This is a genomic window from Hyphomonas adhaerens MHS-3, from assembly GCF_000685235.1.
In the GTDB taxonomy this organism is placed as follows: domain Bacteria; phylum Pseudomonadota; class Alphaproteobacteria; order Caulobacterales; family Hyphomonadaceae; genus Hyphomonas; species Hyphomonas adhaerens.
Genome location: NZ_ARYH01000003.1, coordinates 1 through 25,324, shown reverse-complemented (window position 1 = coordinate 25,324; position 25,324 = coordinate 1). Strand labels below are relative to the sequence as shown.

The 25,324-nt window shown below is 61.8% G+C and carries 19 protein-coding genes and 1 tRNA gene; 13 read left to right on the top strand and 7 right to left on the bottom strand.

Translation table 11 applies throughout. The features are described from left to right. On the bottom strand, positions 1–1,005 hold the full coding sequence (locus tag HAD_RS14415; RefSeq protein WP_035573606.1) for a cysteine synthase A: 1,005 nt from the start codon (positions 1,003–1,005) through the stop codon (positions 1–3). Between the two features lie 128 nt (positions 1,006–1,133). Between HAD_RS14415 and HAD_RS14410 the strand changes: the two genes are divergently transcribed. Both HAD_RS14410 and HAD_RS14405 read left to right on the top strand, forming a co-directional pair. Further along, positions 1,134–1,841 (top strand): DUF6134 family protein, encoded by a 708-nt coding sequence (locus HAD_RS14410; RefSeq protein WP_035573010.1) that lies wholly within the window; start codon positions 1,134–1,136, stop codon positions 1,839–1,841. A gap of 161 nt (positions 1,842–2,002) precedes the next feature. Then, positions 2,003–4,372, top strand: coding sequence for a putative bifunctional diguanylate cyclase/phosphodiesterase (locus HAD_RS14405; RefSeq protein WP_051596338.1), 2,370 nt, complete (start codon positions 2,003–2,005; stop codon positions 4,370–4,372). Between the two features lie 22 nt (positions 4,373–4,394). Here HAD_RS14405 and HAD_RS14400 read toward each other — a convergent pair whose 3' ends face one another. Then, complete coding sequence (locus HAD_RS14400; RefSeq protein WP_035573008.1) at positions 4,395–6,941, bottom strand: AsmA family protein; 2,547 nt, start codon at positions 6,939–6,941, stop codon at positions 4,395–4,397. A 163-nt stretch (positions 6,942–7,104) separates the two neighbouring features. Here HAD_RS14400 and HAD_RS14395 point away from each other — a divergent pair. Continuing rightward, positions 7,105–7,181 (top strand) — tRNA-Asp (locus HAD_RS14395). A gap of 88 nt (positions 7,182–7,269) precedes the next feature. Here the strand turns inward: HAD_RS14395 and HAD_RS14390 are convergent. The 4 genes from HAD_RS14390 to HAD_RS14375 are packed head-to-tail and all read right to left on the bottom strand — an operon-like array spanning position 7,270 to position 12,217. Continuing rightward, positions 7,270–7,590: an ArsR/SmtB family transcription factor gene (locus HAD_RS14390; protein WP_035573006.1), complete on the bottom strand. Its 321-nt coding sequence runs from the start codon at positions 7,588–7,590 to the stop codon at positions 7,270–7,272. Then, on the bottom strand, positions 7,590–10,883 hold the full coding sequence (locus HAD_RS14385; protein ID WP_051596337.1) for an efflux RND transporter permease subunit: 3,294 nt from the start codon (positions 10,881–10,883) through the stop codon (positions 7,590–7,592). The genes HAD_RS14390 and HAD_RS14385 overlap by 1 nt, the downstream gene beginning before the upstream one ends. Before the next feature lie 4 nt (positions 10,884–10,887). Then, complete coding sequence (locus HAD_RS14380; protein WP_035573004.1) at positions 10,888–11,871, bottom strand: efflux RND transporter periplasmic adaptor subunit; 984 nt, start codon at positions 11,869–11,871, stop codon at positions 10,888–10,890. Then, complete coding sequence (locus HAD_RS14375; RefSeq protein ID WP_035573003.1) at positions 11,858–12,217, bottom strand: rhodanese-like domain-containing protein; 360 nt, start codon at positions 12,215–12,217, stop codon at positions 11,858–11,860. Before HAD_RS14375 ends, HAD_RS14380 begins: the two co-directional genes overlap by 14 nt. Before the next feature lie 160 nt (positions 12,218–12,377). Here HAD_RS14375 and HAD_RS14370 point away from each other — a divergent pair, with 160 nt between their 5' ends. The 9 genes from HAD_RS14370 to HAD_RS14330 all read left to right on the top strand — a co-directional run bounded on the left by HAD_RS14370 (position 12,378) and on the right by HAD_RS14330 (position 23,233). Further along, a complete protein-coding gene (locus HAD_RS14370) occupies positions 12,378–13,649 on the top strand; it encodes an NAD(P)/FAD-dependent oxidoreductase (RefSeq protein ID WP_035573002.1) in 1,272 nt (423 codons plus the stop codon). 19 nt (positions 13,650–13,668) lie between these two features. Then, a complete protein-coding gene (locus HAD_RS14365; RefSeq protein ID WP_035573000.1) occupies positions 13,669–14,127 on the top strand; it encodes a thioredoxin family protein in 459 nt (152 codons plus the stop codon). Between the two features lie 23 nt (positions 14,128–14,150). Continuing rightward, positions 14,151–14,354: a YgaP family membrane protein gene (locus HAD_RS14360; RefSeq protein WP_035572998.1), complete on the top strand. Its 204-nt coding sequence runs from the start codon at positions 14,151–14,153 to the stop codon at positions 14,352–14,354. Continuing rightward, positions 14,351–15,637, top strand: coding sequence for a TolC family protein (locus HAD_RS14355; RefSeq protein WP_035572997.1), 1,287 nt, complete (start codon positions 14,351–14,353; stop codon positions 15,635–15,637). Before HAD_RS14360 ends, HAD_RS14355 begins: the two co-directional genes overlap by 4 nt. 266 nt (positions 15,638–15,903) lie before the next feature. Then, positions 15,904–17,088 (top strand): aminotransferase class V-fold PLP-dependent enzyme, encoded by a 1,185-nt coding sequence (locus tag HAD_RS14350; RefSeq protein WP_241765381.1) that lies wholly within the window; start codon positions 15,904–15,906, stop codon positions 17,086–17,088. Between the two features lie 359 nt (positions 17,089–17,447). Beyond that, the gene (locus HAD_RS14345) at positions 17,448–20,021 is read left to right on the top strand and encodes a TonB-dependent receptor (protein WP_035572993.1); all 2,574 of its coding nucleotides are present in this window, start codon (positions 17,448–17,450) and stop codon (positions 20,019–20,021) included. A gap of 8 nt (positions 20,022–20,029) precedes the next feature. After that, entirely contained in the window at positions 20,030–21,499 is a 1,470-nt protein-coding gene (locus HAD_RS14340) for an MFS transporter (protein ID WP_035572990.1), read from the top strand. Between the two features lie 135 nt (positions 21,500–21,634). Continuing rightward, the gene (locus tag HAD_RS18155) at positions 21,635–22,306 is read left to right on the top strand and encodes a TetR/AcrR family transcriptional regulator (RefSeq protein ID WP_084331988.1); all 672 of its coding nucleotides are present in this window, start codon (positions 21,635–21,637) and stop codon (positions 22,304–22,306) included. A 150-nt stretch (positions 22,307–22,456) separates the two neighbouring features. Continuing rightward, positions 22,457–23,233, top strand: a complete 777-nt coding sequence (locus HAD_RS14330; protein ID WP_035572983.1) for an IclR family transcriptional regulator — start codon at positions 22,457–22,459, stop codon at positions 23,231–23,233. Positions 23,234–23,302: 69 nt separating this feature from the next. Here HAD_RS14330 and HAD_RS14325 read toward each other — a convergent pair whose 3' ends face one another. Further along, positions 23,303–23,632, bottom strand: coding sequence for an L-rhamnose mutarotase (locus HAD_RS14325; RefSeq protein ID WP_035572982.1), 330 nt, complete (start codon positions 23,630–23,632; stop codon positions 23,303–23,305). Positions 23,633–23,913: 281 nt separating this feature from the next. On the opposite strand from HAD_RS14325, the gene HAD_RS14320 reads away from it, so the two are divergent. After that, a partial coding sequence (locus tag HAD_RS14320) for an alpha-L-fucosidase (RefSeq protein ID WP_051596335.1) occupies positions 23,914–25,324 on the top strand: 1,411 nt, incomplete at its 3' end.

The window sequence follows — 25,324 nt, the reverse complement described above, 5'->3', positions numbered from 1 at the left end:
TTACCCTTTGATCCATGGCGGAACCGGCAAATCTTTCGATCGCAGGAATTCCGGATTGTACAGTTTCGACTGATAGCGATTGCCGTAGTCGCAGAGTATCGTAACAATCGTGTGGCCGGGGCCAAGATCCTTCGCCATTTTTACTGCACCGGCGACATTGATGCCTGAAGACCCGCCCAGGCAAAGCCCTTCATGCTGGACCAGGTCGAACAGCACATTCAGGGCTTCCGCATCTGTACAGCGATAGGCCCGGTCCACGATAATGTCTTCCAGGTTCGCGGTGATCCGGCCCTGGCCGATGCCTTCGGTAATCGACGTGCCTTCGGATTTCAGAACGCCATTGGTGAAATACTCATACATCGCCGCGCCGCCCGGATCGGCCAGACCGATCTGGACCGACTCGCGTTTCTCTTTCAGCGCCATCGAAATACCGCCCAGCGTCCCGCCTGAGCCGACCGCACAGATGAACGCGTCGAGCTTGCCATCGGTCTGGGTCCAGATTTCCTGGCCGGTCGTATCGTGGTGGGCCTTGCGGTTCGAGACATTGTCGAACTGGTTGGCCCAGATCGCCCCGTTGGGCTCGCTCTTGGCGAGGTCTTCGGCCAGCCTTCGTGAATAGTGCTGGTAATTGTTCGGATTGGCGTAAGGCACCGCATCCACTTCGATCAGCTCGGCGCCGAGCAGGCGGATGGCGTCCTTTTTTTCCTGGCTTTGCGTGCGGGGCATGACGATGACCACGCGATAACCGAGCGCCGCGCCGACGAGGGCGAGGCCGATGCCCGTATTCCCCGCAGTGCCTTCCACGATCGTTCCACCCGGCCTCAACTCTCCGGCGGCTTCTGCATCGCGCACGATTCCGAGGGCCGGACGGTCTTTCACGGACTGGCCGGGATTCAGGAACTCACATTTGCCAAGGATCTCACAGCCGGTCTCCTCAGAGACCTTGTTCAGGCGGAGGAGCGGCGTGTTTCCGATAAGCTCGATAACGGATCGATAGGTTTGCATACGGGCGGTTTCCAAGTCGGTTTCCGGGTTGAGCCGGGAAGCTAGGGCGCCCGGCGCTGCAGGACAACCGTTGCAGGCCGGGCTTCCCCTAAACTGATCCATCATCTGTCCTGTTGCGTAAACAGGCTATGCGAAACCTCATTCATGGAATCTCTGCGCTGACGCTTGCCCTCGGACTGGCAGCTGCCGGGCCCGCAGCAGCGGACAATATGCCCGCTGAGGGCGGCCTTGTCTGGACGCCAAAGGACGGGGATGTGATCCGTTTCGACGTCCGCCGTCAGGGCAAGCCCTTTGGCACGCACGAAGTGCGGTTCGATGTTTTGCCTGACGGGACGATCGAAGCACACACGAATGTGAAGTTGCGTGCCGGCTTCGGCCCCATACCGCTCTACCGGTACGACCTGCAGGCGACCGAGCGCTGGCAGGATGGCCGGCTGGTCGAACTTGAGGGCGAGGTTTTCAAGGACGGCAGCAAGGGATCGGTCACCGCTCAGGCGGACGGACCCGTCATCGACGTTGATGGAACCGGTTTTGACGGCACTGTGCCGGCGACCACAATCCCGGCCAGCCATTGGAACGTTGCCGCGACGCAGGCCGAGAAGCTTCTTTCCTCTGAAAATGGCCAGGTGATTGACGTCTCAGTCCGCCCGGAAGGGCGCGAGATGCTGGATATCGCTGGCGAGCAGGTCGAAGCGAACAAATTTCTGCTCGATTCCGATATCGACGTGACCCTCTGGTACGACGATGCCGGGCGATGGGTGAAACTGTCGTTTGCAGCTCGCGGCCAGGAAATCGACTATGTCCTTGAAGCGCCTTACTGGCGCGATCGGGGATAGCGGAACCGGCGCTGGCCAGACCAGATAGATGAAATTTCATCGATCCGGCTTTCTCCCCGTTCACTCGTAATTTGTACAAGTGATTCACCCGAGGTTCTTCCGGTGGGAAGGGGGAACGCGGTGGTATCCGGTCGGCCGGATTATGTGATGGGGATCATACATTGAGCGGATTCGTGAAGAGCATCGCTGTTCCTGAAAAACACGCAGCCAGCCTGCGTGCGAGACAGCTGGACATGGTCCGCCGGATCACATTCGTGATGATTCTGGCAAACCTCCTGAATGCCGGCATTGTGGTGACCTGCTTTCTCGGGACGGCGTCCAGCGACCTTCTCTACATCTGGGGCGCGGCGATTCTCGTATCGAGTACCGTGTCCGTCGGAACGCAATTCTTCAATCCGCGTGACATGGACCCGATGGATGGGCGGTCGCAGACCGCACTCGACAATTTTACCCGGGGCGCATTGCTGAACGGCATGCTCTGGGGCGCCGTGCCCTTTATCGTGATGCACGCCGCTGCACCGCAGGGGCAGATGATCCTTGGCGTCATAATGGCCGGCATGATGTTCGCCGGCACATTCCTGATGGCGCGGACGCCCGCTGCGGCGATTTCTTTCCTGCTGCCGGTCGGGGCAGGCGTGGTCGCGGCCATGCAATTCCAGAACGGCCAGACCTACCCGATCATTGCGGTCCTCACGCTGGCCTATATCGGCGTGCTCATTCTGGCCGTCAGCTGGTCGTACAAGCAGTTCGTCGAACAGCATCTCAGCGAGTGCGCCGTGAAGGAGCAGTCTCAGCTGATCGGTCTTTTGCTGCGCGATTTCGAGGAGAGCACGTCGGACTGGCTGTGGCAGACCAATGCCGAGGGTCACCTGCAGGACATTCCACTGGTTTTTGAAGGCGTGCAGGAAGCCGACGGCATCATGCGCAAGGGCGAGCCGCTGCTTGACCTCTTCGTGACGGGGGAAGCGCATCATGTGCTCAAGACGAGCCTGATGCGCCGTCAGGGATTCCGCGACCTGGCCCTTCAGGTGAAGACACAGGAAGGCGGACAGGAATGCTGGTGGTCTGTCACCGGCAAGCCGATTTTCGAATCCGGCCGGTTCCGCGGCTTTCGCGGCGTGGCGACCGACATCACCCAGTCGAAAGAGATCGAGGACCGCATCGCCTACATGGCCCACTATGACGGTCTCACCGGCCTGCCAAACCGGATCACCATGCAGGAGCATCTGGAAAAGGCGGCACGCCTCGCCATCCACCCGAAAACCAACCGGGCGCTCGTCTGGCTGGATCTCGACAATTTCAAATGGGTCAACGACACGCTCGGCCATCCGGCCGGTGACGAGCTGCTGCGTCAGGTGTCAGGCCGCTTGACCGGGATTTGCGAAGACGAGGACGTTGTCTCCCGCATCAGCGGCGACGAGTTTGCCCTGATCATCGAACGTCCCGACCAGGAAAAGCTGGAAAGCTTTCTGGACGATCTGGTTGAGCGCCTGTCCGAGCCCTACGATATCTGGGGCTCTACGGCGAACTGCTCTGCCTCGATCGGGGTGCGCCTGTTTGATACCTTCACCCAGGATGTGCGCGTCCTGCTGAAACATGCCGACCTGGCGCTGTACCAGGCCAAGAAGCTGGGCAAGGGCAATTGGTGCATGTTCTCCGACGAACTCGACGAGCGGGCACGCGCGCGCCAGCAGATCGAGACGGACCTGCACCGTGCGCTCGACAATGACGAATTGCGTGTCTTCTTCCAGCCAGTGGTCGATGCAGTAACGATGGAGGTGACCGGCTTCGAGACCCTGCTTCGCTGGGAACATCCGAAGCGCGGCCTGGTCTATCCCGGCGAGTTTATCGAACATGCCGAAGATATCGGCCTGATCACGCGGATCGGCGACTGGGTCATCCGCGCAGCCATGTCCGAAGCACGTCGGCTGCCAGACCACATCGGCATTTCGGTCAATATCTCGCCACTCCAGATCCATTCTCAGAGCCTGATGCCGACAATCATGCAGGCCATCGCCGCGAACAATATCGCGCCCAACCGGCTGGAGCTGGAGATAACGGAAAGCGTGCTGATGTCGGATTCCGAGTTCACGCTTCAGCGGCTGCACCAGATCAAGTCGATTGGTGTACGGATTGCGCTGGACGACTTCGGTACCGGCTTTTCATCGCTGAGCTATCTGCGCAGCTTCCCGTTCGACAAGATCAAGATCGACAAGAGCTTCGTGTCGGATCTTGAAAGCCGCGCCGACAACCGCGCCATTGCGGTCGCGACGCTGGAGCTCGCCCGCTCTCTCGGCATGACCTGCACGGCGGAAGGCGTCGAGACGGGGTTCCAGTCGGATTTCCTGCGTGAAAACGGCTGCGACAATCTCCAGGGCTTCTTCATCAGCCGGGCCCAGCCGCTCGACAAGCTGACCCATCTGATTGAGCTGAAAGAATTCCCGGGCGCTGACGCGGAACCTGCCTCCCGGCCGAAACTCCGGGTCGTTGAACCGGACGAAGCGCCGGCCCGCGCAGCCAAGGTTTCCTGACCCGGGCCTGATGCCTGCCGGACTATTCGTCCGGCTTGTCCTCGGTCTTCTTCTTGCCAAACAGAAGGTTACCCAGCGCCTCCTTGGCGGCTTGTTCCGCAAGGTCTTCCGGTGTTTGCTGTTTGGCTGGCTCTGTGGTTTCCGTTTCGGTGGAAGGTGTCTCAGGCTGACTGGTACTGGTCGATGTGCCGAGAATGTCTGCCAACGGATTGGCGCCGCTGCTGCCGGATTTCCCGGTAAGGCCTTCCAGAAGCTGGCCGGTCAGGTCCTGTTTCAGCTGGTTGGTTACGCCCGACAAGTCCGGCGTCACTTTTGGCTTGGTCCAGCTACCGGACAGGCGGATCGGCACAGGAATGCCGTTCAGCTGAACGACGCTGCCGGAGCCTTCTCCCTTCTTGTCGATGCTGGTGGCGAGGCGCAGGTCCAGCGTCTGGCCGCCGAGATTGATATTGCCGGTGCCATCGATACCCAGCACGGGGCTGATGAGTTTCATCAGATCCACATTCGCGACGCCATTCTTGACCGAGAGGACGGTGTCGAAGCTGGAGAAGTCGGTCTTAGCTTCCGGAGACAAGGCGGAGGCAAAGTCGAGGCCCTGCAGCTGGCCGGACGTCACGGCTTGCAACAGCGAGTCCTTGCTGCGCACCAGCTGGGCAACATTCAGGCCCTTGATGGCGCCATCATTCAGCTTGGTGCTGACCTGACCATTGAGGTCCTTCATGATCTCGTCGATCGATGTGCCGGTGGACGTTGCCGACACGGCGAACGCGCCGGTCCCGGTCAGCTTGTCGAAGCCGGCCAGAGTGCCCAGCAGGGATGAAACACCGACGCTGTCGCCTGTCATGTCCAGAGCGATAGCAGGCTTGGCGGCAGAGGCGTCGAGGCTCATCTTGCCGCCCCAGCTGCCGCCAAAAGCATTGAAGGCAGGAAGGTCGGCGTTCAGCTTTCCGTTCCGAAGGGTGGCAATCACAGTTGCATCCTTCAGCACGACATTTCCGAGCGTCAGCGTGGTCGTCTTGATCTTCAGGTCCGCATCGACGGCTTTCAGGCCAGCGAGGTCCAGCGGCTCCTTGCTCCAGCCTTCCATCGGCTGTTGCGGCTTCTTCTGCTGGTCTTCGGCGGCGAGGAAAGGCGACAGGTCCAGCTCGCCCATGTCGAGGTCACCTGACAGGTGCGGCTTGGTGCCCGAAAGGTCGAGCCCTGCCGTGCCGGTGGCGCGGATATCGTCGAGCGCGAAATCGAGATTCGAGATGGCGAGCTTCTTGAACGATCCCGAAACGGCACCTGCGGTCGAGAATGTCTTCAGCGTATCGCCGTCCGGCATTTCCACGTCAGCAGCTTTCAGGAGCGCGCGCAGTTCATCGCTGGAAGCGTCGATGGTGCCGTTGAGTTTGCCGTCACCGGCGAGCGAGGCTTCGCCTTTGTAAGATGCGTTCAGCAAGGCGCCTGTATGTTTGATGTCGAGGCCGGTCAGGGACAGGGCATCTGCTGGCCCGCTTACCTTGCCGGCGATGTTGACCTGTTCCAGCGCATCTTCCGCCGGAACCTCGATTCCCATCTGGCTCAACAGCTCGCCGGTGTTCGAGGCGGACGCCTGAAGCTGGCCGTCCACGGTCGGGCTGTCCTGCAGCGCAACGGTCCCGGTGAAGCCAAGGTCCAGCAAATCGCTTTTCAGGTCGAGATTATCGAACTTGATCGTCAGCGCGTCGAACGGGCCGGAGACGCTGCCTTTCATGTTTCCGGCGCCGAGCGGGGCAATGTTCACAGGCAGTTCGATCGAAGCGAACGCCGCCACATCAGCGAGGTTCGGGGCGTCGAGGCTGAACGTACCGTCGAGGGCCGGGGCGTCTCCCAATGTGACGGACCCGTCAAACATGCCGGTCGCAAGTTTGGAATCAAACTTTGCGTCCACCGTTGCCGGGGAACCGTTCTGCAGCTGCTCCGGCGTGTCGAGCGTCAGGTCGATGTCGAAAGCCTGATCCTGGAACACGCCATCGGCGCTGGCTTTCAGCGGCTTGTCAAAGCCCTGCATGGAGGCATCGAGGTTCAGGTCAGTCAGCGCGTATTCGGTGCCGGCTGCGCGATCTGTATAGGTCAGCGATGCGTTCTTCAGGCTCGCCTTCCCGATGCTGGCGCTGACGCCGCCACCATCGCCGGAGGCGGCCGGTTCTGCGTCGCTGCTGGCGCCGAAGTCCCAATTGGTCCGCCCGTCGGCCAGCTTCTCCAGCTGGACATTCGCATCGACGAAAGAGAGCTCCTGCACTTCCACCCGGCGGGAAAGAAGGGGCATCCATTTTACCGAGCCGCGCAACTCGCCTGCTTCAATCATGTTGGGGGCTGAAAAGCCGTCCGGATTCGCCACCGTCACGCCGCCGATACTTGCAGAGATGCGGGGGAACACCGAGACGCTGACATCGCCAGTCAGCAGCACGTCCCGGTTCAGGGCGCTGGTGGCGGCTTTTTCGATTTGCGCCTTGTAAACCGATTTCGGCACGAAAAACGGAACGGTGAGGGCTGCAACGAGGAGGAGGCCGAAAACACCGGCCAAAATCAGAATTGTGCGCTTCATTTTTGCTGCCTTGAAGTGTGTCTCGACATACTACATGGGCATTATGTCGGAGGAATGGCTGTTGAAAAAACGAAATACCTGATTCCGCATGAAGTTCCCCGCTTGACCCCATCTTCGCCCGCGCATAAAGAGGCGGCTCGCCGCAACGCGGCCCGGAAAATGCGCGGGTGTAGCTCAGCTGGTTAGAGTGCCGGCCTGTCACGCCGGAGGTCGCGGGTTCGAGCCCCGTCACTCGCGCCATTTTCTCCAGAGACTGGTGACCCAGCCAGAAAAAGCCGCCCCTCGGGGCGGCTTTTTGGGTTCCGGGACCGGAATTTCCGGGCGGTTTTCAGCGGTAGTAATCGCAGAGCGTATTGATCAGGGCGCGCCCCACGCCACCGCTACAGCGATAGTAGATCGTCTGCGCATCCCGCCGGGATTCCACCAGGTTCGCCGCCCGCAGCTTGGCCAGGTGCTGAGAGACGGCAGAGTGCGATTGCTCGGTCAGATTGGCGAGTTCGCCCACGGGCATCTCGCCGCCTTCGCTGAGGGCGCAGAGGATCTTCAGCCGCGTTTCACTCGACATGGCCTTCATGACTTCGGACGCTTCGTGAATGCTGTCCGAAACCACTGCATAGGCGTCGTTGGCGGCTTTCTTTCTGGCAGCCATCAGCTGTGTACCTCCTGTCCGGTTCCTGCGGTATCAGCAGGTTCCGTGCCTCTTTTCTCTGGCAGCCAGTCCGGACCGCGCAGGGCGACGTAAATCGCGGGAATCACCAGTACGGTCAGCGCGGTCGAAGAAGCGAGCCCGAACAGCAGTGAGATGGCCAGGCCCTGGAAAATCGGGTCCGTCAGGATCACGGCTGCCCCGATCATGGCCGCCAGGGCGGTCAGCAGGATCGGCTTGAAGCGGATCGCACCGGCATGCAGCAGCACGTCCTTGAGCGGTGTCTTGCCGTCTTCGAGATGGCGGATGAAGTCCACCAGCAGGATCGAGTTGCGCACGATAATCCCGGCAAGCGCGATGAAGCCGATCATGGAGGTGGCCGTGAAGGCCGCGCCGAACAGCCAGTGGCCGATCATGATACCGATCAACGTCAGCGGAACCGGCGTCAGGATGATCAGGGGCACCCGGAACGTTCCGAACTGGCCGACGACGAGGATATAGATCGCCAGCAAGGCCACAGCGAAGGCTGCGCCCATGTCACGGAAGGTGACATAGGTGATTTCCCATTCGCCATCCCAGAGCAGGGTCGGCTGCGTGTCGTCCGCCGGCTGGCCGTACATGCGCACAGCCGGGGCGGTGAGACCGGCCGCGGCCCAGTCAAAGCTCTTCACCTTGTCCTGGATTTCGAACATGCCGTAGATCGGCGCCTCGAACCGGCCGGCCAGTTCGCCCATCACCATGTCGGCGAAATAGCCGTCGCGGCGGAAAATGACCGGGGAACCGAATTCCTCCGAAACATCGACCAGCGCGCCCAGTTCCACAGGCGGGGCATTCGGCCCGGCCAGGCGTGCCGGCACCGGAATGGTGGCAACCTCCTGAGACCAGTTGCGCTCTGATTTCGGCAGGCGGATGCGGATGTCGAGCGGGTCACGTCCTTCGCTGCGCGGGCTGACGCCCACGGTCTGGCCCGTAAAGGTGAGGGCGATCGTATCGAGGATGTCCTGTTGCTGGACGCCATAATCGGCAGCGCGTGGCTCATCCACGGAGACGGTCAGGCGCGGGGCCGGATCGCCGATGGAATTGTCGACGTCGACGATGAAGTCCGTGTCCTTGAAGAATTGCTCGACAATCGCGGCCGTCTCGCGGCGGGCTTCCGGCGTCGGGCCGTAGATCTCCGCCAGCAGCGTGGACAGCACCGGCGGTCCGGGCGGAACCTCGACGACTTTCACGCTGGTGCCTTCCGGCATCGGCAGGGCCAGCAGACGCGCACGAATGTCCAGCGCAATCGGGTGGCTTGCCCGTTTGCGGTGTGACTTCTCGGACAGGTTCACCTGCAGGTCGCCCAGTTCCGGCGACATGCGCAGGAAGTAGTGGCGCACGAGGCCGTTGAAGTTGAAGGGGGCCGCCGTTCCGGCATAGGCCTGAATGGTCTCCACCTCGTCCACGTCGCGGATCGCATCGGCGAGCGCAAACAGCGCGCGTTCCGTGTCTTCGACCGAGGCGCCTTCCGGCAGGTCGACCACGACCTGGATTTCCGACTTGTTGTCGAACGGCAGCAGTTTCACCGGCACAACCTTGAAATAGAACAGGCTGAGCGAGGCAAGCGTCGTCACGCCGACAGCGAGCAGGAAGACCCAGGAGTTCTTGCGCGAAGAGATAATCGGCCCGGCGACTTTCCTGTAGAACGCGCCGAGACGCGTCGCTTCGGCCCCTTCGAGGTGATCTTCCTCACCGCTGGCACCATGGCCGTGCAGCGGGGCCTTGCCGGCAATCTTCATCATCAGCCACGGCGCAACACCGACGGCGACGAAGAAGGAGAACAGCATGGCGGCCGACGCATTCGCGGGGATTGGCGCCATATAGGGGCCCATCAGTCCGGACACGAACATCATCGGCAACAGTGCCGCGATCACGGTCAGCGTTGCAATAATGGTCGGGTTGCCAACTTCCGAAACCGCATCGACGGCAGCTTTCACGCGGGAGCGGCCATCCTTCATGGCCCAGTGACGGGCAATGTTCTCGATGATGACAATCGCATCATCCACCAGGATGCCGATGGAGAAGATCAGCGCGAACAGGGACACACGGTTGATCGTGTACCCCATCATCAGCGACGCAAAGAGCGTCAGCAGGATGGTTGTCGGGATCACAATCAGCGTCACCAGCGCTTCGCGCCAGCCAATCGCAAAGGCGATCAGGATCACGATGGAGATTGTCGCGAGGCCGAGGTGGAACAGGAGTTCATTGGCCTTGTGGTTCGCTGTCTCGCCATAGTCGCGGGTCACCTCGACGCGTACGCCGTCCGGGATCAGGCCGCCTTTCAAAAGGTCGACCCGGTGCAGGATCGCCTCAGCCACGTTCACCGCGTTTGCGCCGGGACGCTTGGCGAGCGAGAGGGTCACGGCCGGGCGGGCGGCAAAGCCTTCGCCGTCTTCGCGCCGGTCGAGCGTCCAGACGCGGGAGTCGCTTTCTGCGCCGGCAACGCGGATCGTGGCGACATCGGAGAGGTAAACCGTGCGGCCATCGGCGCCCGGAATTTCAAGGCGTTCCAGTTCGCCGACCGCATCAATCCGGTCACCTGCCTGGACGAGTAATGTGTCGCCATCCTGGCGGGCAGAGCCGACCGGCATTGCAGCCGCAGCCTGCCCGACGGACTGGACCAGTGTCTGCAGTGGCACGCCATAGGCCGCCATGGCCTGAATGTCCGGCTCGACCCGCAGTTCCAGCGGGCGCCCGCCGATGATCGTGGTCAGGCCGACATCGTCGATCTTGATGAGTTCGGACTGCAACTCCTCTGCGAGCATGCGCAGAGTGGTGTCTGTCCAGACGTCCCCGGTCCATTCCTCCGGCGACAGGGTCAGTGTGACGATGGAGACGTCATTGATCCCCCGGCCCACGACCAGCGGCATCGGCACATCGGGAGGGATTCGGTCCATGTTCGCGCGGATCTTTTCGTGCACGCGCAGGATGGCGTCATCGGCATCGGTGCCAACATTGAAACGGGCCGTGACCATCGCGCCATCGTCCCGGCTCTGCGAGTAGACATGCTCGACGTCCGGAATGGCCTTGATGATGTTTTCCAGGGGCTCGGTGACCTGTTCCACCACGTCCGGCGCTTTCAGCCCCGGCGCCTGCACGATCATGTCGACCATGGGCACGGAAATCTGCGGCTCTTCCTCCCGCGGGATGGAAAGCAACGCGACAAGGCCGACGGCGAGCGCTGTCAGCAGGAAGAGCGGGGTCAGCGGCGACCGGATGGTCGCGCGTGTAATGGAACCCGAGACGTCCGGTTTCATTCGATCACTCCGGCTTTTCGATTTTGTCCCCGGGTTTCAGGCCGGTGAGCACTTCATATTTGCCTTCGGTGTCGGCGAGCGGTGCAGCGAGCGCGATGGGCGCATCGACGAAGCGTTCGCCCACCTGGACACGGACGAAGTCCACGCCATAGCGGGTGGAGACATAGTCCTTCGGCACAAGGATCGCGCGGCGTTCACCGACCGGGGCCAGCACGTCGACACGTTCACCGACCAGCGCGTCGAGCCCGCCGGGCACTGTGGCGTCGGCGATCAGTTCGCCGTTGCGCAGTTCGGGATAGACTTTGACAATCGTGGCTGTGCGCACATCGTCGCCGCGGGTCGGCAGGCGCAGGGCGAAGGTCTCGCCTTCACTGATCTGTGCCGCGTGGCGTTCCGGAAGGGACAGGCGCACGACGCCGTTCACCGTCGCAAATGAGGCAATGACTTCGCCGGGCGAAACGACCGATCCTTCCACGACATTGACACTGGTCACCTTGGCATCCGCCGGGGCCAGGATACGGCCTTCGGCCTGGCGGGCGCCAAGCGCATTGCGCTCTGATCTGGCGGAGGAGAGGTTGCGTTGCAGCACATCCAGATTGGTACGCTGTTCGTCGAGGCGCGCTTTCGGGAAAAAGCCCTGCTCGAAAAGCGCTTCGTTGCGGGTGAGGTCTTCCTCTGCCTGACGGATCTGGGCCTGAAGGCCTTCGATGCGTGAGGCCAGCGCGGAAATGCTGGGCGCGATGGTGGCGTCGGTCACGACGGCGACGAGATCGCCCGCATCGACGACATCGCCCTCATCGATCGACAGGCGGGAGACGACCCCCTGAAGCCGTGAGCGGGCCGTGGCAGAGTCAGCCGCCTCGATCCGGGCGACCGCCGGGCGGTAGTCCATCACCACCGATTCCTCGACGGTCATGACTTCCGCGACCGCCGACAGAGAAAAGGCCGCGAAGGCCGCGCTGAGCAGGAGCGTTCTAGTAACGGCCATGGTCTTCTACCTTGCCAGTTGCCGGATTGATCTGGACGCACGGTAATCCGTCCGCCTTCCATTTCATGATGCCGCCAGCCATGTGCGCGGCATCGGCGCCGGTCGCTGCGAGGAAGGCATCGAGTGCGGCGCGCGAGCGTTTGCCGGATCCGCACTGGAATACGATCTTGCGTCCCGTATCGGTCGGGATGGACTTCGGTTCGAAGGTCGAGAGCGGGAGGAGCAGGGCCCCATGGATGCGCTCGAACGCAAATTCGTTCGGTTCCCGCACATCCACGAGCAGGATCTCACTGGCTTTGAGGCCATCACAAACGGTTGCTGGGGAAAGGTCGCGGGGATCAGCCATAAGGGACTCCTCTTATGTGCGCGCGAGCGCACGTCGTGTACTTTGAAAACCGGGATACATGTGACCGGTTAGATTAAACATGCGACATAATGCGCATTTTATAAAATGCGAATATAAGGGATAACGCAAACAGATAATTAATCCCCCAGGGAGCAAGGCCATGGCAAAGATCGTTGTATTGGGTGCAGGTTTGGGCGGTGTGATCGCCGCTTACGAGATTCGGAAAAAAGTCCGGCGACAAGATGAAGTGATTGCTGTCAACGAGACGGACTTCTACCAGTTCGTGCCCTCGAACCCTTGGGTTCTGGTTGGCTGGCGAGACCGTGAAGACATTATTGTCGACCTCGAAAAACCGATGAAAAAGCGCCATGTACAATTGGTCGTCGGCGCGGCCGAAAAGGTCGAGGCGGATAACAAGCGCCTGCGCATGAGTGACGGGTCCTTCGTCGATTACGACTACCTTGTCATCGCGACCGGCCCGGAACTGGCCTTCGACGAGATCGAAGGCCTTGGGCCACATGGCGGGTTCACGCAATCTGTCTGCCACATTGATCATGCTGAAGCCGGCTACAAGGCATTCGAGGCATTCTGCGATGATCCGGGCCCCGTCATTGTGGGCGCGGTTCAGGGCGCCTCCTGTTACGGCCCGGCCTATGAAACCGCGATGATCATCGAGACAGAGCTGCGCAAGCGGAAGATCCGCGACAAAGTGCCGATGACCTTTGTCACGTCCGAACCCTATATCGGCCATCTGGGCCTCGACGGGGTGGGAGACACCAAGGGCCTGCTCGAAAGCGAAATGCGCGACCGGCACATCAAGTGGATCTGCAACGCGAAGGTCCAGAAGGTCGAAGCCGACAAGATGATTGTCGAGGAAGTCAACGAGGATGGCTCCACCAAGGAGATCCACGAGCTTCCGATGAAGTATTCGATGATGCTGCCGCCGTTCCGCGGAGTGCCTGCTGTGCGGGATATCGAGGGCCTCGTGAATCCGCGCGGCTTCGTCATCACCGACAAGCACCAGCGCAATCCGAAATATCCGGAAGTCCTGGGCCTGGGCGTCTGCATCGCCATTCCGCCGGTCGGCAAGACGCCGGTGCCCGTGGGCGTGCCGAAAACCGGCTTCATGATCGAATCCATGGTCACCGCGATTGCGGAGAACCTCGGCCAGATCGTCCGCGGCAAGGAACCGACCCACGAAGCGTCCTGGAACGCCATCTGTATTGCCGACTTCGGCGATGGCGGTGTAGCCTTTATCGCCCAGCCGCAGATCCCGCCGCGCAATGTGAACTGGTCCGTCTCCGGCGGCTGGGTGCACACCGCAAAAGTCGGGTTCGAGAAATACTTCCTCGGCAAGATCAAGGCCGGACGTTCCGAAACCTTCTACGAAAACGCCGCGCTGAACCTGCTGAAAACGTACAAGCTGAAGTAGGCCTGGAAAGGAGCCCGTCATGGTCGATACCACCGTCAAAGGCACCATCGCCATTTGCACCAGCTGCGGCGCGCCCAACCGCGTCGCCGCCGGGAAACCCTTGTCCGCAGGCAAGTGCGGCAAGTGCCACGAGCCGCTGGCAACGCAGACGCCGGTGGAGATCGACGGAGCGATGCTGGAAAGGCTGCTGGCCCGCGACACCGGTGCCTTCGTGCTGGATGTCTGGGCGCCATGGTGCGGCCCGTGCCGGATGATGGCCCCCGCCTATGAAGCCTCTGCGGCGCGCTTTGCCGACCATGTCCGCTTTTTCAAGCTGAATTCCGACCAGAACCAGGAAGCCGCCGGCAAGCTCGGCATCCGCGGCATCCCGACCCTGATTGCCTGGCAGGATGGTGACCTGATCGCCAACCAGTCCGGTGCCCAGACCGGTGAGGGCCTGTCCCGGTGGATCCAGTCAACCTTCGGGCTGAGCGCCTGAACCCAACTCAAAGGATGTTCAACATGAATGTCGATCGTGCTGTCTTCGCTTTCGCTGGCGTTGTTGTGTCGCTGAGCCTCGCGCTTGGCTATTTCGTGTCGCCGTACTGGTTCCTGCTGACGGCCTTTGCCGGGCTGAACATGTTCCAGGCCGCATTCACGGGCTTCTGCCCGGCCGCGTTGATCTTCAAGGCCCTTGGCCTGAAGCCGGGTAACGCGTTCAAATGAGCATGACATTGGCCCGGCGTCTCACCGTCAGCCTGCTGGCGTTGGCCGCTCCTGTTGCGCTCGCCCAGCCGATTTCGCTGCGCGATGCCGTGCAGCAGGCCCTCAGTCACGACCCGTCGCTTGACCAGGCTGAAGCTGGCGTTGAGCGCAGCAAGGCCGGAGTCGATGCCGCCCGCGCAGGCCGGGGTCTGCAGGCTGGCTTCCAGGCGCAAGTGGGCGCAGTCGAGACAGACTTCACACAGGACCGGATTTCTCAGGTGCCGCGTTCCGCCGGCTTGCAAGCCGAGTGGACTGTTTTCCAGTCAGGTGCCCTCGGCGCTGCCGTGAATGCGGCGAAAGCCCAGCGCGACGCCGCTGGCTATCAACTGCTCGGCGCCCGTGAAACGCTCGTCCTCGACACGTTCGAGGCCTACGCCAATGCCTGGCTGGCTGAGCGGACGGTGGAAGTGGCCGAAGCCCGGGTTTCGACTTTCCGTATACGCCTTGATGAAACACAGGCCCGGTTCGATCAGGGGCAGGTGACGCGTACCGACATCGCCCTGACGGAAGCCCGCCTTGCCTCCGCACAAGCCCAGCGTGAAGCGGCCCGTGCGGCGCTCTCCGGCGCATGGGCACGCCTGGCGCGCCTGACCGGCGTTGACCATGCCGTGACGCAGGAACCGCCAGAACTCGGTGAAGTGGTCGGTGGAGACATGCAGGCTGCCTTGTCGCGCGTGATGTCCAAGAATCCTGACCTCGCAGCGGCCCGCGCCGCGGAAATCTCTGCCGGGCACCGGGTGACGGAAGCGAAAGGCCGGTTCGGCCCGAAGGTCTCGCTGAAAGCCCGCGCAACGACCGGGGAAGACGTCTACTTCTTCTTTGAGGACCAGATCAGCGACGTCGGCGCCTTCGTGCAAGTTGAGGTGCCGCTTCTGACGGGCGGCTTGCGCAATGCCTCCAAACGTGAGGCCGTTGCCGGGCGGAGTGCCGCCATGGCAAATGTGCGCACGGCTGAACTCCAGCTGCATGAAGCCGTGATCGGCCTCTGGGGGGACATCGAAGCCCGGCGCCTGTCGCTGGCCGCCGCCGAGCATGCCGAGACGGCGGCTGCGCTGGCCGCCGAAGGGGCCCAGAAGGAGCAGGCGGCCGGTATCCGGACGCTCGTCGACGCTCTGGATGCGGAGAATGAATACCGCGATGCCCAGATCGCCCGCTACCGCGCCGCAACCCAGCTGCAGGTCGCTCAGGCCCGGCTTTTGTCCCTGTCCTCGGATCTGGAACAACACCTGGCTTTGCTGCCCTGAATGGCCGGACTGGCTGATTTTTGAGCGTTACAAAACCGTCGCCGCTTTTACGTCCGGCGGGGGCTGACGCGTTGCCGCAATGCCCCTAAGGGTGAGCCGGGCGGCCAAGGCCTTGTCCGCCCGGATTGCAGCATCAGTTCCCGGGACGATAAATGGACCTCACCAGACGACTGGTCATGAAGGGCGCTGCCGTTGCGGCCGCTTCGATAGGGACAGAAACGGCCTGCGCTGCCGCGCCGGGGCCAGCGGAAACAGGAGGGCGCACAGTGCAACAAATCGCCAGCGATGAAGCCGTCTGGCGCCCGATTGTGGCGCAATACGACGTCACGCCGGACGTTGTGAATTTCGAGAATGGCTATTGGGGCCTGATGGCAAAGCCGGTCCTTGAGGCCTTCATCCGGAATACCGAAAAGGTGAACCGCAACAATTCCTGGTACGCCCGCCGGGACTATTACGCGGAAATCCAGCCCATCCATGCGCGCATCGCGGATTTCCTCGGCGCCGGAGCGGACGAGATCGTCTTCACCCGCAATGCCACCGAATCCCTGCAGGCTCTGGTCGGCGGCTACAACCGTCTGAAGCCTGGCGATGCGGTCATGTATTCCGACCTCGACTACGACTCCATCCAGACGGCGATGGATACCAAGGCCGAACGGGAAGGGGCGTCCGTTGTCCGCATCGATATTCCCGAACCGGTCACTTACGATCAATTGATAGACACCTACCGGCAGGCCCTGGCCGCGAACCCAAAGGTGCGCCTCCTCCTGTTGACCCATATCAGCCACCGCACCGGCCTGATGATCCCCGTGCGCGAGATCGTCGAAATGGCACGCGGCTTTGGTGTGGACTGCATCGTCGACGCCGCCCATTCCTGGGGGCAGACCGATTTCCGGATGGAAGACCTTGGCGCAGACTTTGTCGGCTTCAATCTGCATAAATGGATCGGCGCCCCGATAGGCGCCGGCCTGATCTATATCCGGCAGGACCGTCTGGCAGATATTTCTCCGGACATTTCCGAACGGCCAGAAGGCGTCGGTACGATCTACCACCGCATCCATACCGGCACGACGAATTTCGCGACCTTCCTGACGCTGAAAGACGCGCTCGATTTCCATGAACTCGTCGGCCCGGCGCACAAGGCTGCCCGTGTGGCTTACCTGCGCGACCTTTGGGCAGAGGAGATGCGCGGCGACGACCGGATCGAGATCCTGACGCCATCAGACCCGCGCCTGCACGCGGCGATCACCTCCTTCCGCTTCAAGGGCAAGACGAGCGTCGATGACAACAAGGCTATCGTGAAGGCGCTGGTTGAGAAACATGGTATTTTCGCTGTACACCGGGATGGCGTTCACAAGGGTGCCTGCGTGCGGGTGACGCCGACGCTCTACAACACGCCGGACCAGTGCTTTCAGCTTGTGCGGGCGCTACGGTCCCTTTTGTCTGAAGCCTGAAGGGGATGAGCCGGTCATTCAGGGGCTGCCGGGACGCCAAGGAAGCGTTCGCACTGACAGGTGCGCTCTGTGATCGTGCTTGTGCTGATTTACCTGCTCCTCATCCTGTCCCTTGTGGGCACGAGCAGAATGGAGCCATGGCCGCGAATGCTGGCACCAGGGACAGATTTCCGAATGCGCAAGAAATGCCCGTTTCCGCCTGCAGACGCGCGGTGATGGCGAACAATCCTGGCATGGGGGGACCCGCTCTCGACAACGCGGGAGCAAGATAACACTATACAACTAGAATAATCGATATTAGCCTTCTCATCGACTGGGCGAAGACTCAGCAGGCGAATGTCTTTGGGAGGAATAAGGAAATGAAACGGATCAACTTGCTGGTGGCCGCCAGCATGATCGCGCTCGGCGTGAGTCATCCCGCTATGGCGCAGGAGGAGTCGGGCGACGCAGATCAGGACCGGGTCAGGAAGCTTGATGAAGTGACTGTCACCGCGGTCAAGCGGGAGCAGGATCTCAACGATGTGCCGGTCTCCGTGACGGCGTATACGGCAGATGTCCGACAGGAACTCGCGATTGAGAACCTGTCTGATTTCGCCCGTTTCACGCCAAGCCTGTCTTTCTCCGCGGGGGATGACCGGGTGTTTGTCCGGGGCGTGGGGCGTCAGACGAACACCAACGGGTCAGACCCCGGCGTCGCGACCTATTCCGACGGAATTTATGACTCTTCGACCTCCGCCGTTGCAAAGAGCGACTTTTTCATCGAGCGGGTGGAAGTGCTGCGCGGCCCGCAAGGCACGCTGTATGGACGCAACTCCATCGGCGGTGCGATCAACGTCATCTCCAAACGCCCGGAAGACACGCTGGCGCGGGATATCCGTTTCACGGTCGGCAATTTCGGGACGACCTCTGTCGAGGCGAGCGTCTCAGGCCCCCTCAGCGACCGGGTGCGGGCGAAACTGGGCGGGTCATACCAGAACCAGGATGACGGCTATTTCGACAATGTGGCGGGCGGGCCGAGCGAGGCCGGCGCCAATGAGACCACCTATCTTGAGTTCCAGCTCGATGCCGATGTGACGGACTCGCTGTCAGTCTGGTTCAAGGCGGATACCACCAACAGCACGCTGCGGAATCGGACCACCAATCTGGGCAGCCCCTATGACCTGTTCCCGTTCCCGACCGGCTACCTCACCCCGGGGGCGGCTTTTGGCTACCTCGTGCCGGGCTATACGCAGGAAGGGAACGCGGTGTCGAACCCCGGTGCCGACGATATCCGCAAATTCAACGTGAACACGCCGACGCACTCGGAACTCGACGATGCCTACGGCATTGCCACCGTGGCGACGTGGAGCCTGCCGACGATCGACATCAAATATCTCGGCGGCTACCGGACGTATTACTATGACTCGTTCCGGGACGATGACGGGACGAGCATCACCTCGTACGATTACCCGCTCGACGCGGCGAACCCGTTGGCCGGTGAGCTCCTGACCGGCGGGCCGAACTGCCAGTGGCTGATCGAGAATCTCGGCCCGGTCTGCAGCGCGGCGACGATCTATCCCTCCCGCACCTTCGGCTATATCGAGGACCGGTCCTTCTGGAGCCACGAACTGACGGCCCAGTCGACCACTGATGACGGGCTTTGGTGGATCGTGGGGGCGTATGCCTATGAGGAGGATTTCCATCAGGAATCCCACTTCGGCAATGCAGACCAGCCGCAGATCCTGGCGCCGATCGCCGCAGCGCCCAATCCTGACGGCGATTATGTCACTGCCCTGTCCGATCTGAATACGGAGTCCTATGCCGTGTTCGGACAAATGGACTACGACCTGACCGACACTGTCACGCTGACAGGCGGTCTCCGGTATTCCATGGATGAAAAGTCCGGTTCCGAGGCGGTCCGTGTGATCGGGTACGGCATTGTGCCCGGTCTCACCCTTGGCGGGTCGGGGGCGCTGGCGCCTGCGGTAGACCTGACGGCGGCATCGATTTCCTTCGCGCCGGCAGCGGGCGTGGACAGCAGCGTCACGATCGATCCCGCGACAGGCCTGGCCAGCCGGCAGCTCGCCAATGCCTGGAACGCCTTGTCTGGCGTGGCGGGCATCCAGTGGCAGCCTGATGATCAGACCAACTACTTTTTCCGCTATAGCCGGGGCTACAAATCCGGCGGCTTCAATGCGGGGGGCATCAGCCAGTTCCCGCAGACGGACGAGGAGTTGCTGGACGCCTTCGAGCTGGGCGTGAAGAAAGGCTTCGGCAGCACATTGCAGCTGAATGCAACGGCCTATCACTATTCCTATGACGGCCTGCAGGTTCCGCTGGACGTGGTGGAGAACGGCATCACGCGGACCCGGTTCTTCAACATCGCAGATGCTGAGGCGCAGGGACTGGAGCTGGAGGCGCGCTTCACCCCGGCAGACAATGTCCGGATTCTCATGAGTTACGCCTACAACGACTCCGAGGTTCAGGACGCCTGTTGCTTCATCGATGTGGCGGACCCGCTCGGTCTGCAGCCCGGTGCCCAGCCGGTCGGAACCCCCGACTCCAATGGCAATCAGCCGCAAAGCCTGAAGGGCGAGATGCTGCCGCGGACTGTCCCGAACAAGATCGGCGTGAATGCCAGCTATGATGTGCCGCTCGGGGACCGTGGAGACCTGACCCTGTCGGCCAATTATTCCTGGCAGGATGAAACCTATCACGGCATCTTCAATCGCGACTACACGCAGACGCCCTCATCCAGCCAGATTGATCTGGTCGGCGTCTGGACCAGCCAGTCGGATGCGTTCCGGGTTGTGGGCTATGTGAAGAACCTGTTCGACGAACAGGGGTATGATGGCGCAACCGGTGCGGTGAGGTTGCTGCCCTCCGGCATTTCGAAAACCTACTATCTCACCGCGCCGCGAACCTTCGGCGTCCAGCTCCAGATGCACTTCTAGGGGCCGTCATGGGGCAGGGAGAAGCCGTCGGGAAGCAGCGGGTCCCGTGGGCCACGAAACTGGTCTACGGGGTCGGCACCATTGCGTTCGGAATCAAGGACAACGGCTTCAACGCCCTGCTGATGATCTATTACAATCAGGTCGTCGGCTTGCCGGCGGCCTGGGTCGGCATGGCGATCATGATCGCCATGGTCGCCGATGCGGTGCTCGATCCGGTTGTCGGTCAATGGTCCGACACCCTGCGCAGCAAATGGGGGCGCCGCCACCCCTTCATGTATGCCTCGGTCCTGCCGGTCGGCATTTTCTACTTCCTGCTCTGGCTGCCGCCAGCGGGGGCGTCCGACACGGTTCTGTTCGCTTACCTCCTCCTGGTGGCAAGCGCGACCCGGGTCATGATCGGTGTCTACGAAATTCCGTCTACAGCGCTTCTGGCAGAGTTTACCCAGGATTATGACGAGCGCACGGAACTTGTCTCTTTCCGCTTCTTCTTCGGCGTGGTCGGCGGCATCCTGATGGGTGTCTTCGTGTTCGCGGTCATTTTTGCCGATGATCCTGCTGCGCCCGGCGGACTGCTCGATGCCTCGGGCTATGCCCGGTATGCCTGGATATCCGCCCCGCTGATGGCGACGGCCATTTTCATTTCAAGCATCGGCACGCACCGCCGCATTGCGGGGCTGCCGCTTCCACCGCCGCCGCCGCGGCAAAGCCTGCTGAAAACGGTGAAGGAGATGGCCGGAACCCTGTTTCACCGGGTCAATGCGCCGATCCTGATCGGCAGCATTTTCGGGTCCATGTCCGGTGGGCTGAACGCGGCGCTGCTGATCTATATGCAAACCTATTTCTGGCAATTGTCGTCAGACCAGATTGCCCTGCTGACATCCAGCGGCCTGCTCGGCGTGGTTCTGGCGTTTGTGATCGTCCTGCCGCTGTCGAAACGGTTCGGCAAAAAATGGACCACGCTGGCGCTCTATGCCCTGACGCTTGCCGCAATCGTCACGCCGATTGGCCTGCGGCTGGCGGGCCTGTTTCCGCCGAATGGAGATCCGGCGCTCCTCGTTCTGTTGTTCGGCTTCTTCACGATCGTGGCGATGGCGGTGGTCGCGGCGGCAATTCTGACCGTGTCGATGGTTGCGGATGTCACCGAACAGATCCTGCTTTCGACAGGGCGCCAGTCAGAAGGGCTGATCTTTTCGGCGACTTCGTTCGTAAACAAGACCGTGTCCGGCATGGGCATACTGTTTTCCGGCCTGGTGCTGACATTGGTGGGCTTTCCGCAAGATGCCAAACCGGGACAGGTTGATGCGGTTACGGTAGATAATCTCGCCATCGTGTTTGCGCTGGTGACGCTGGGCTTCACGTCCGTCGCGCTTGTCTGCATGAGCTTTTATCCTGTTTCCCGTGAGAGCCATCAAAATGCAGTCGAGGCTCTTGCGAAGAAGCAGGCTGCCGGATCAAACGAGCAGAGGGGGACAGCGTGACCGGACTATGCAAATCGTTCGCAGGGGAACGGACTAATCAGGTGTACGCATTTGAGGGCCTGTGCCCGGCCGTGTCGCGCCTTGCCGCCAGTGTTGTTAGAATGCCCGGGGCCGGGCAGGGTAAAGTGAGGTAGTATGTCGAAACGACCCACGACAAAAAAGTCAGGATCTGCCGTGGGCGCAGTGTCTCAGCCGGATGCCGAAATCCGGTATCCGCGGCGGACGGAGCGTCGCCGAAAGACGCGGGCGAAACTGCTTGAAGTGGCTGCCGGCCTCTTCAGCACCGAAGGGTATGGCCCGACGACCATGCAGGCGATCGCCGATGGCGCGGACGTGCATGTCACGACCCTGTTCACACACTTCAAGTCCAAAAGCGAACTTGCGCGCAGCCTTGCCGCCGGCGAGCTGGACGATTTGCGTGCGCGCGCGTTCCAGAGCCGTGAAGCGCAATCCGTATTCGCGTTCGTGACGGCGGAAACGCTGGCACTGGCCGAGATGCTCGAAGCGAGCGACAAGCCCGCGCACACGCTGTGGTATGCTCTTGCGACGGATGATGAGCTGGCCTTTGCATGGTCGGAATATGACCGGGAGCGAAAATCCGTGATTGCCGACTATGTGGCGGCGGAGTTCGGTCTGGACCGTCAAAAGGAATTGCGTCCCGATATCGTGGCGGCCCTGCTGTTGGCGAGTGCATTCCTGCCACTTCAGAGATGGGTGGAAAATCCGCGCCGGGGGAAGCTGGCCGCTGAGGTCAAAGAAGCGATGCGCATGGGGGAGGCAGCGGCCCGGACCCTGCTGGAGGCATAAGCCTGACCCTGTCGCTGGCCCTGTCCGGAGCGGCGCTGTGGCGTGAAGGCGGACCGGCCCCCTTATTGCATGGGTGAAGCACCTGTGGCATACAATTTTATATATGAAACAAAGGCTGGCGGTGGGCCGGCCGGTAAAGATGGGCAAAGAATGGCAGAAGCCCCCTATAAGGCACCCGCGCTCGAAAAGGGGCTCGACATTCTCGAATGCCTGGCCGGCATGCGGACACCCCAATCCATATCCGACATTGCACGGAGTCTCGGCCGGTCGCGGAGCGAGATTTACCGCATGGTCGTCGTGCTCGAAATGCGCGGCTATGTTGAGCGTACGGACGATCCGGAAAAGCTGCAATTGTCGAACCGCCTGTTCGAGGTCGGGATGCGGTCTCCGCCCAAGGCCGACCTGCACCAGGCGGCCCTGCCGGTGATGTCGGAACTGGCGGCGGAGATGATGCAGTCCATTCAGCTCGCCGTGGTCAGCTTTGACCAGATCGTCGTGATCGCCCGGACGGAAAGCCCGGATGATGTCGGGTTCAGTGTCCGGCTCGGGCACCGCCGGTCGATCATGAAATCCGCTTCGGGCCTGGTGCTGTTCTCGTTCGCGACCCCGTTCCAGCGCGAGAAAATGGTTGAAGACCTGAAGGCGGGCGGCGTGTCTGCGGAAGAGATCAAAGCCCTCCAGGCGAATGCCCCATCAGTGCTGGAGACCGGGCACGTGTCCATGCCGTCGCGGATGGTGGACGGCGTGACGGATATCGGCGCACCGATTTTCGACTCGGCCAGCAGCGGGGCGGTCGCCAGCCTCACGGTGCCGTTTGTCGTGACCCGCCGCGCCAGGGTGTCCCTGGCGGAGGCACCCGGAATGGTCGCGGCCGCCGCCGCGCGGATATCCGCGGCGCTCGGGCATGTGCAGGCAGGCGCGGCCTAGTCCGGTTTCAGTCAGGTCAGGACATCTGGTCGTCCGTCATGGTCCGGCATGATCCGCTATGGTCTGGCGCTAATCATGGTGAAACACCTCTTCCAGCGGACTCCACCACTCGCCGGGCCCCGCTGATTCGAGCGGCATCTGGCAGGGGTCGGTCAGGGCCCACCATTTCCGGGTTTCCGGATCCTCGCCCATCCTGGCCATGTCCGCGTCATGGTCATCGCCGTGATATTCGTAGACGCCGACCAGCAGATTTTCCGGCTGGCGCAGGAAGATCGTGTAGTTGCGGATATTGCAGGCGGAGATCTGTTTCAGGATCCCCGGCCAGGCGTTTGCGTGCAAGTCTTTGTATTCCGGTATCTTTTCAGGCTTCAGCCGGATCATGAATGCCATGCGTTGCATCGGGGTTTCCTCGTATCGTTTCGTTCCCGGGTGACCGGACCATTGTGTGCCGGCCGGTGCGTCTTGTCCGGCTTGTGCGCGCCGGTCGCCTGTCGTGTTCCCAGTCACTTTCCGCGCGGTCAATAAGGTTCATATACGAACAAGCTGCTTGCATATAAAACGCAACTGGTTTAGCAATTCAACCAGAGCGACAAGACAGAGATCGCGAACAGGGAGGAACAGGGACATGGACAGCAGTCAATGCTGCTGCATTCGCAACAGAATGCGCGAGGATGGTCCGAATGTCTGACAAGGCGCTTTATCAGCCTACGGCAGAGAGCCTGTCTTCCCATGAGGTTCCGGACTGGTTCCTGGACGCGAAGTTCGGCATCTTCATCCACTGGGGACCGTACTCGATTCCGGCCTTCGCGCCGCACAAACTGGCCATCGACAAGATCGACCCTGCAGATGAAAAACAGGGCTTCGCGAACACCCCCTACGCAGCCTGGTACCAAAACACGATGCTGTTCGAGGATGGCGCGACGGCGCGGTATCATGCCGAGACGTATGGGTCTGACTATCCGTACGAGCGCTTCGGAGAGGCATTCAATGCGTCGCTGTCCGGCTGGGATCCGGTGGCCTGGGCGCGTCTGTTCCGCCGGTCCGGGGCGGGCTATGTGGTGCTGGTGACCAAGCATCATGACGGGTTCGCCCTGTGGCCGAGCGAGGTGGAGAACCCGAACCGGCCTGGCTGGCATACCGAGCGGGACGTGGTCGGCGAACTTGCGGAGGCGGTGCGGGCCGAGGGCCTGAAGTTCGGGGTCTACTATTCCGGGGGCGTGGACTGGACGTTCAAGCACCAGCGGATCGAGAGCTTCATGGACTTCATGACGTCGATCCCGGGCGAGGCCGAAGGGTATACGGATTATGCGACGGCCCAGTATGAAGAACTGATCACGCGTTATCGTCCGGATTATCTCTGGAACGACATCGCCTATCCGTCGGCGCAGGCCTCGTATGACGTGCTCGCGAAGTATTACAATGCGGTCCCGGAGGGGCTGACGAATGACCGCTGGATCGCGCCGGACGGGCAGCTGCCGGCAGATGCGTTCGACAAGCCGGAAGGGCTGACAGGCCTGCTGCCGCCGAAGCCGGCGGTGTGGGATGTGCGCACGCCGGAATACGGCATGTTCGACCGGATCCTGCCCTTTGTGTGGGAGACGACGCGGGGCATGGGCCACTCCTTTGCGTACAATCGCAACGAGACGGACGCCGACTATCTGACGCGCGACGACCTTGTGGCGATGCTGGCGCGGGCGGCATGCTTCAACGGGAATGTTCTGCTGAATGTCGGCCCGCGTGGCGACACCGTGATCCCGCCGGGGCAGGCGGAGCGGCTTGAAGCGGCGGGGGCGTGGCTGGAGACGGCGGGTCCGTCGATCCTCGGGACGCGGCCGGTTGAGCTGCCTGAGCGTGAGGCGGGCGGCGTGCCGGTCGGTGCGACGCGCCGCGACGGAGCGCTTTACCTGCATGTGTTCGGCGTGCCGGAGGCGCAGACGCTGAAAGTCAGCCTGCCGGAGGGGCTGGGGCCTGTGACCTCGGTGACCCAGTATGGCGGCGAGGTCTCGGACTGGTCGGTCGATGCCGGCCGCCTCTCCCTCACCGTCCCCACTTGGGCCGACACCGCCGTCCAGTCATTCAAACTGGAGAGCG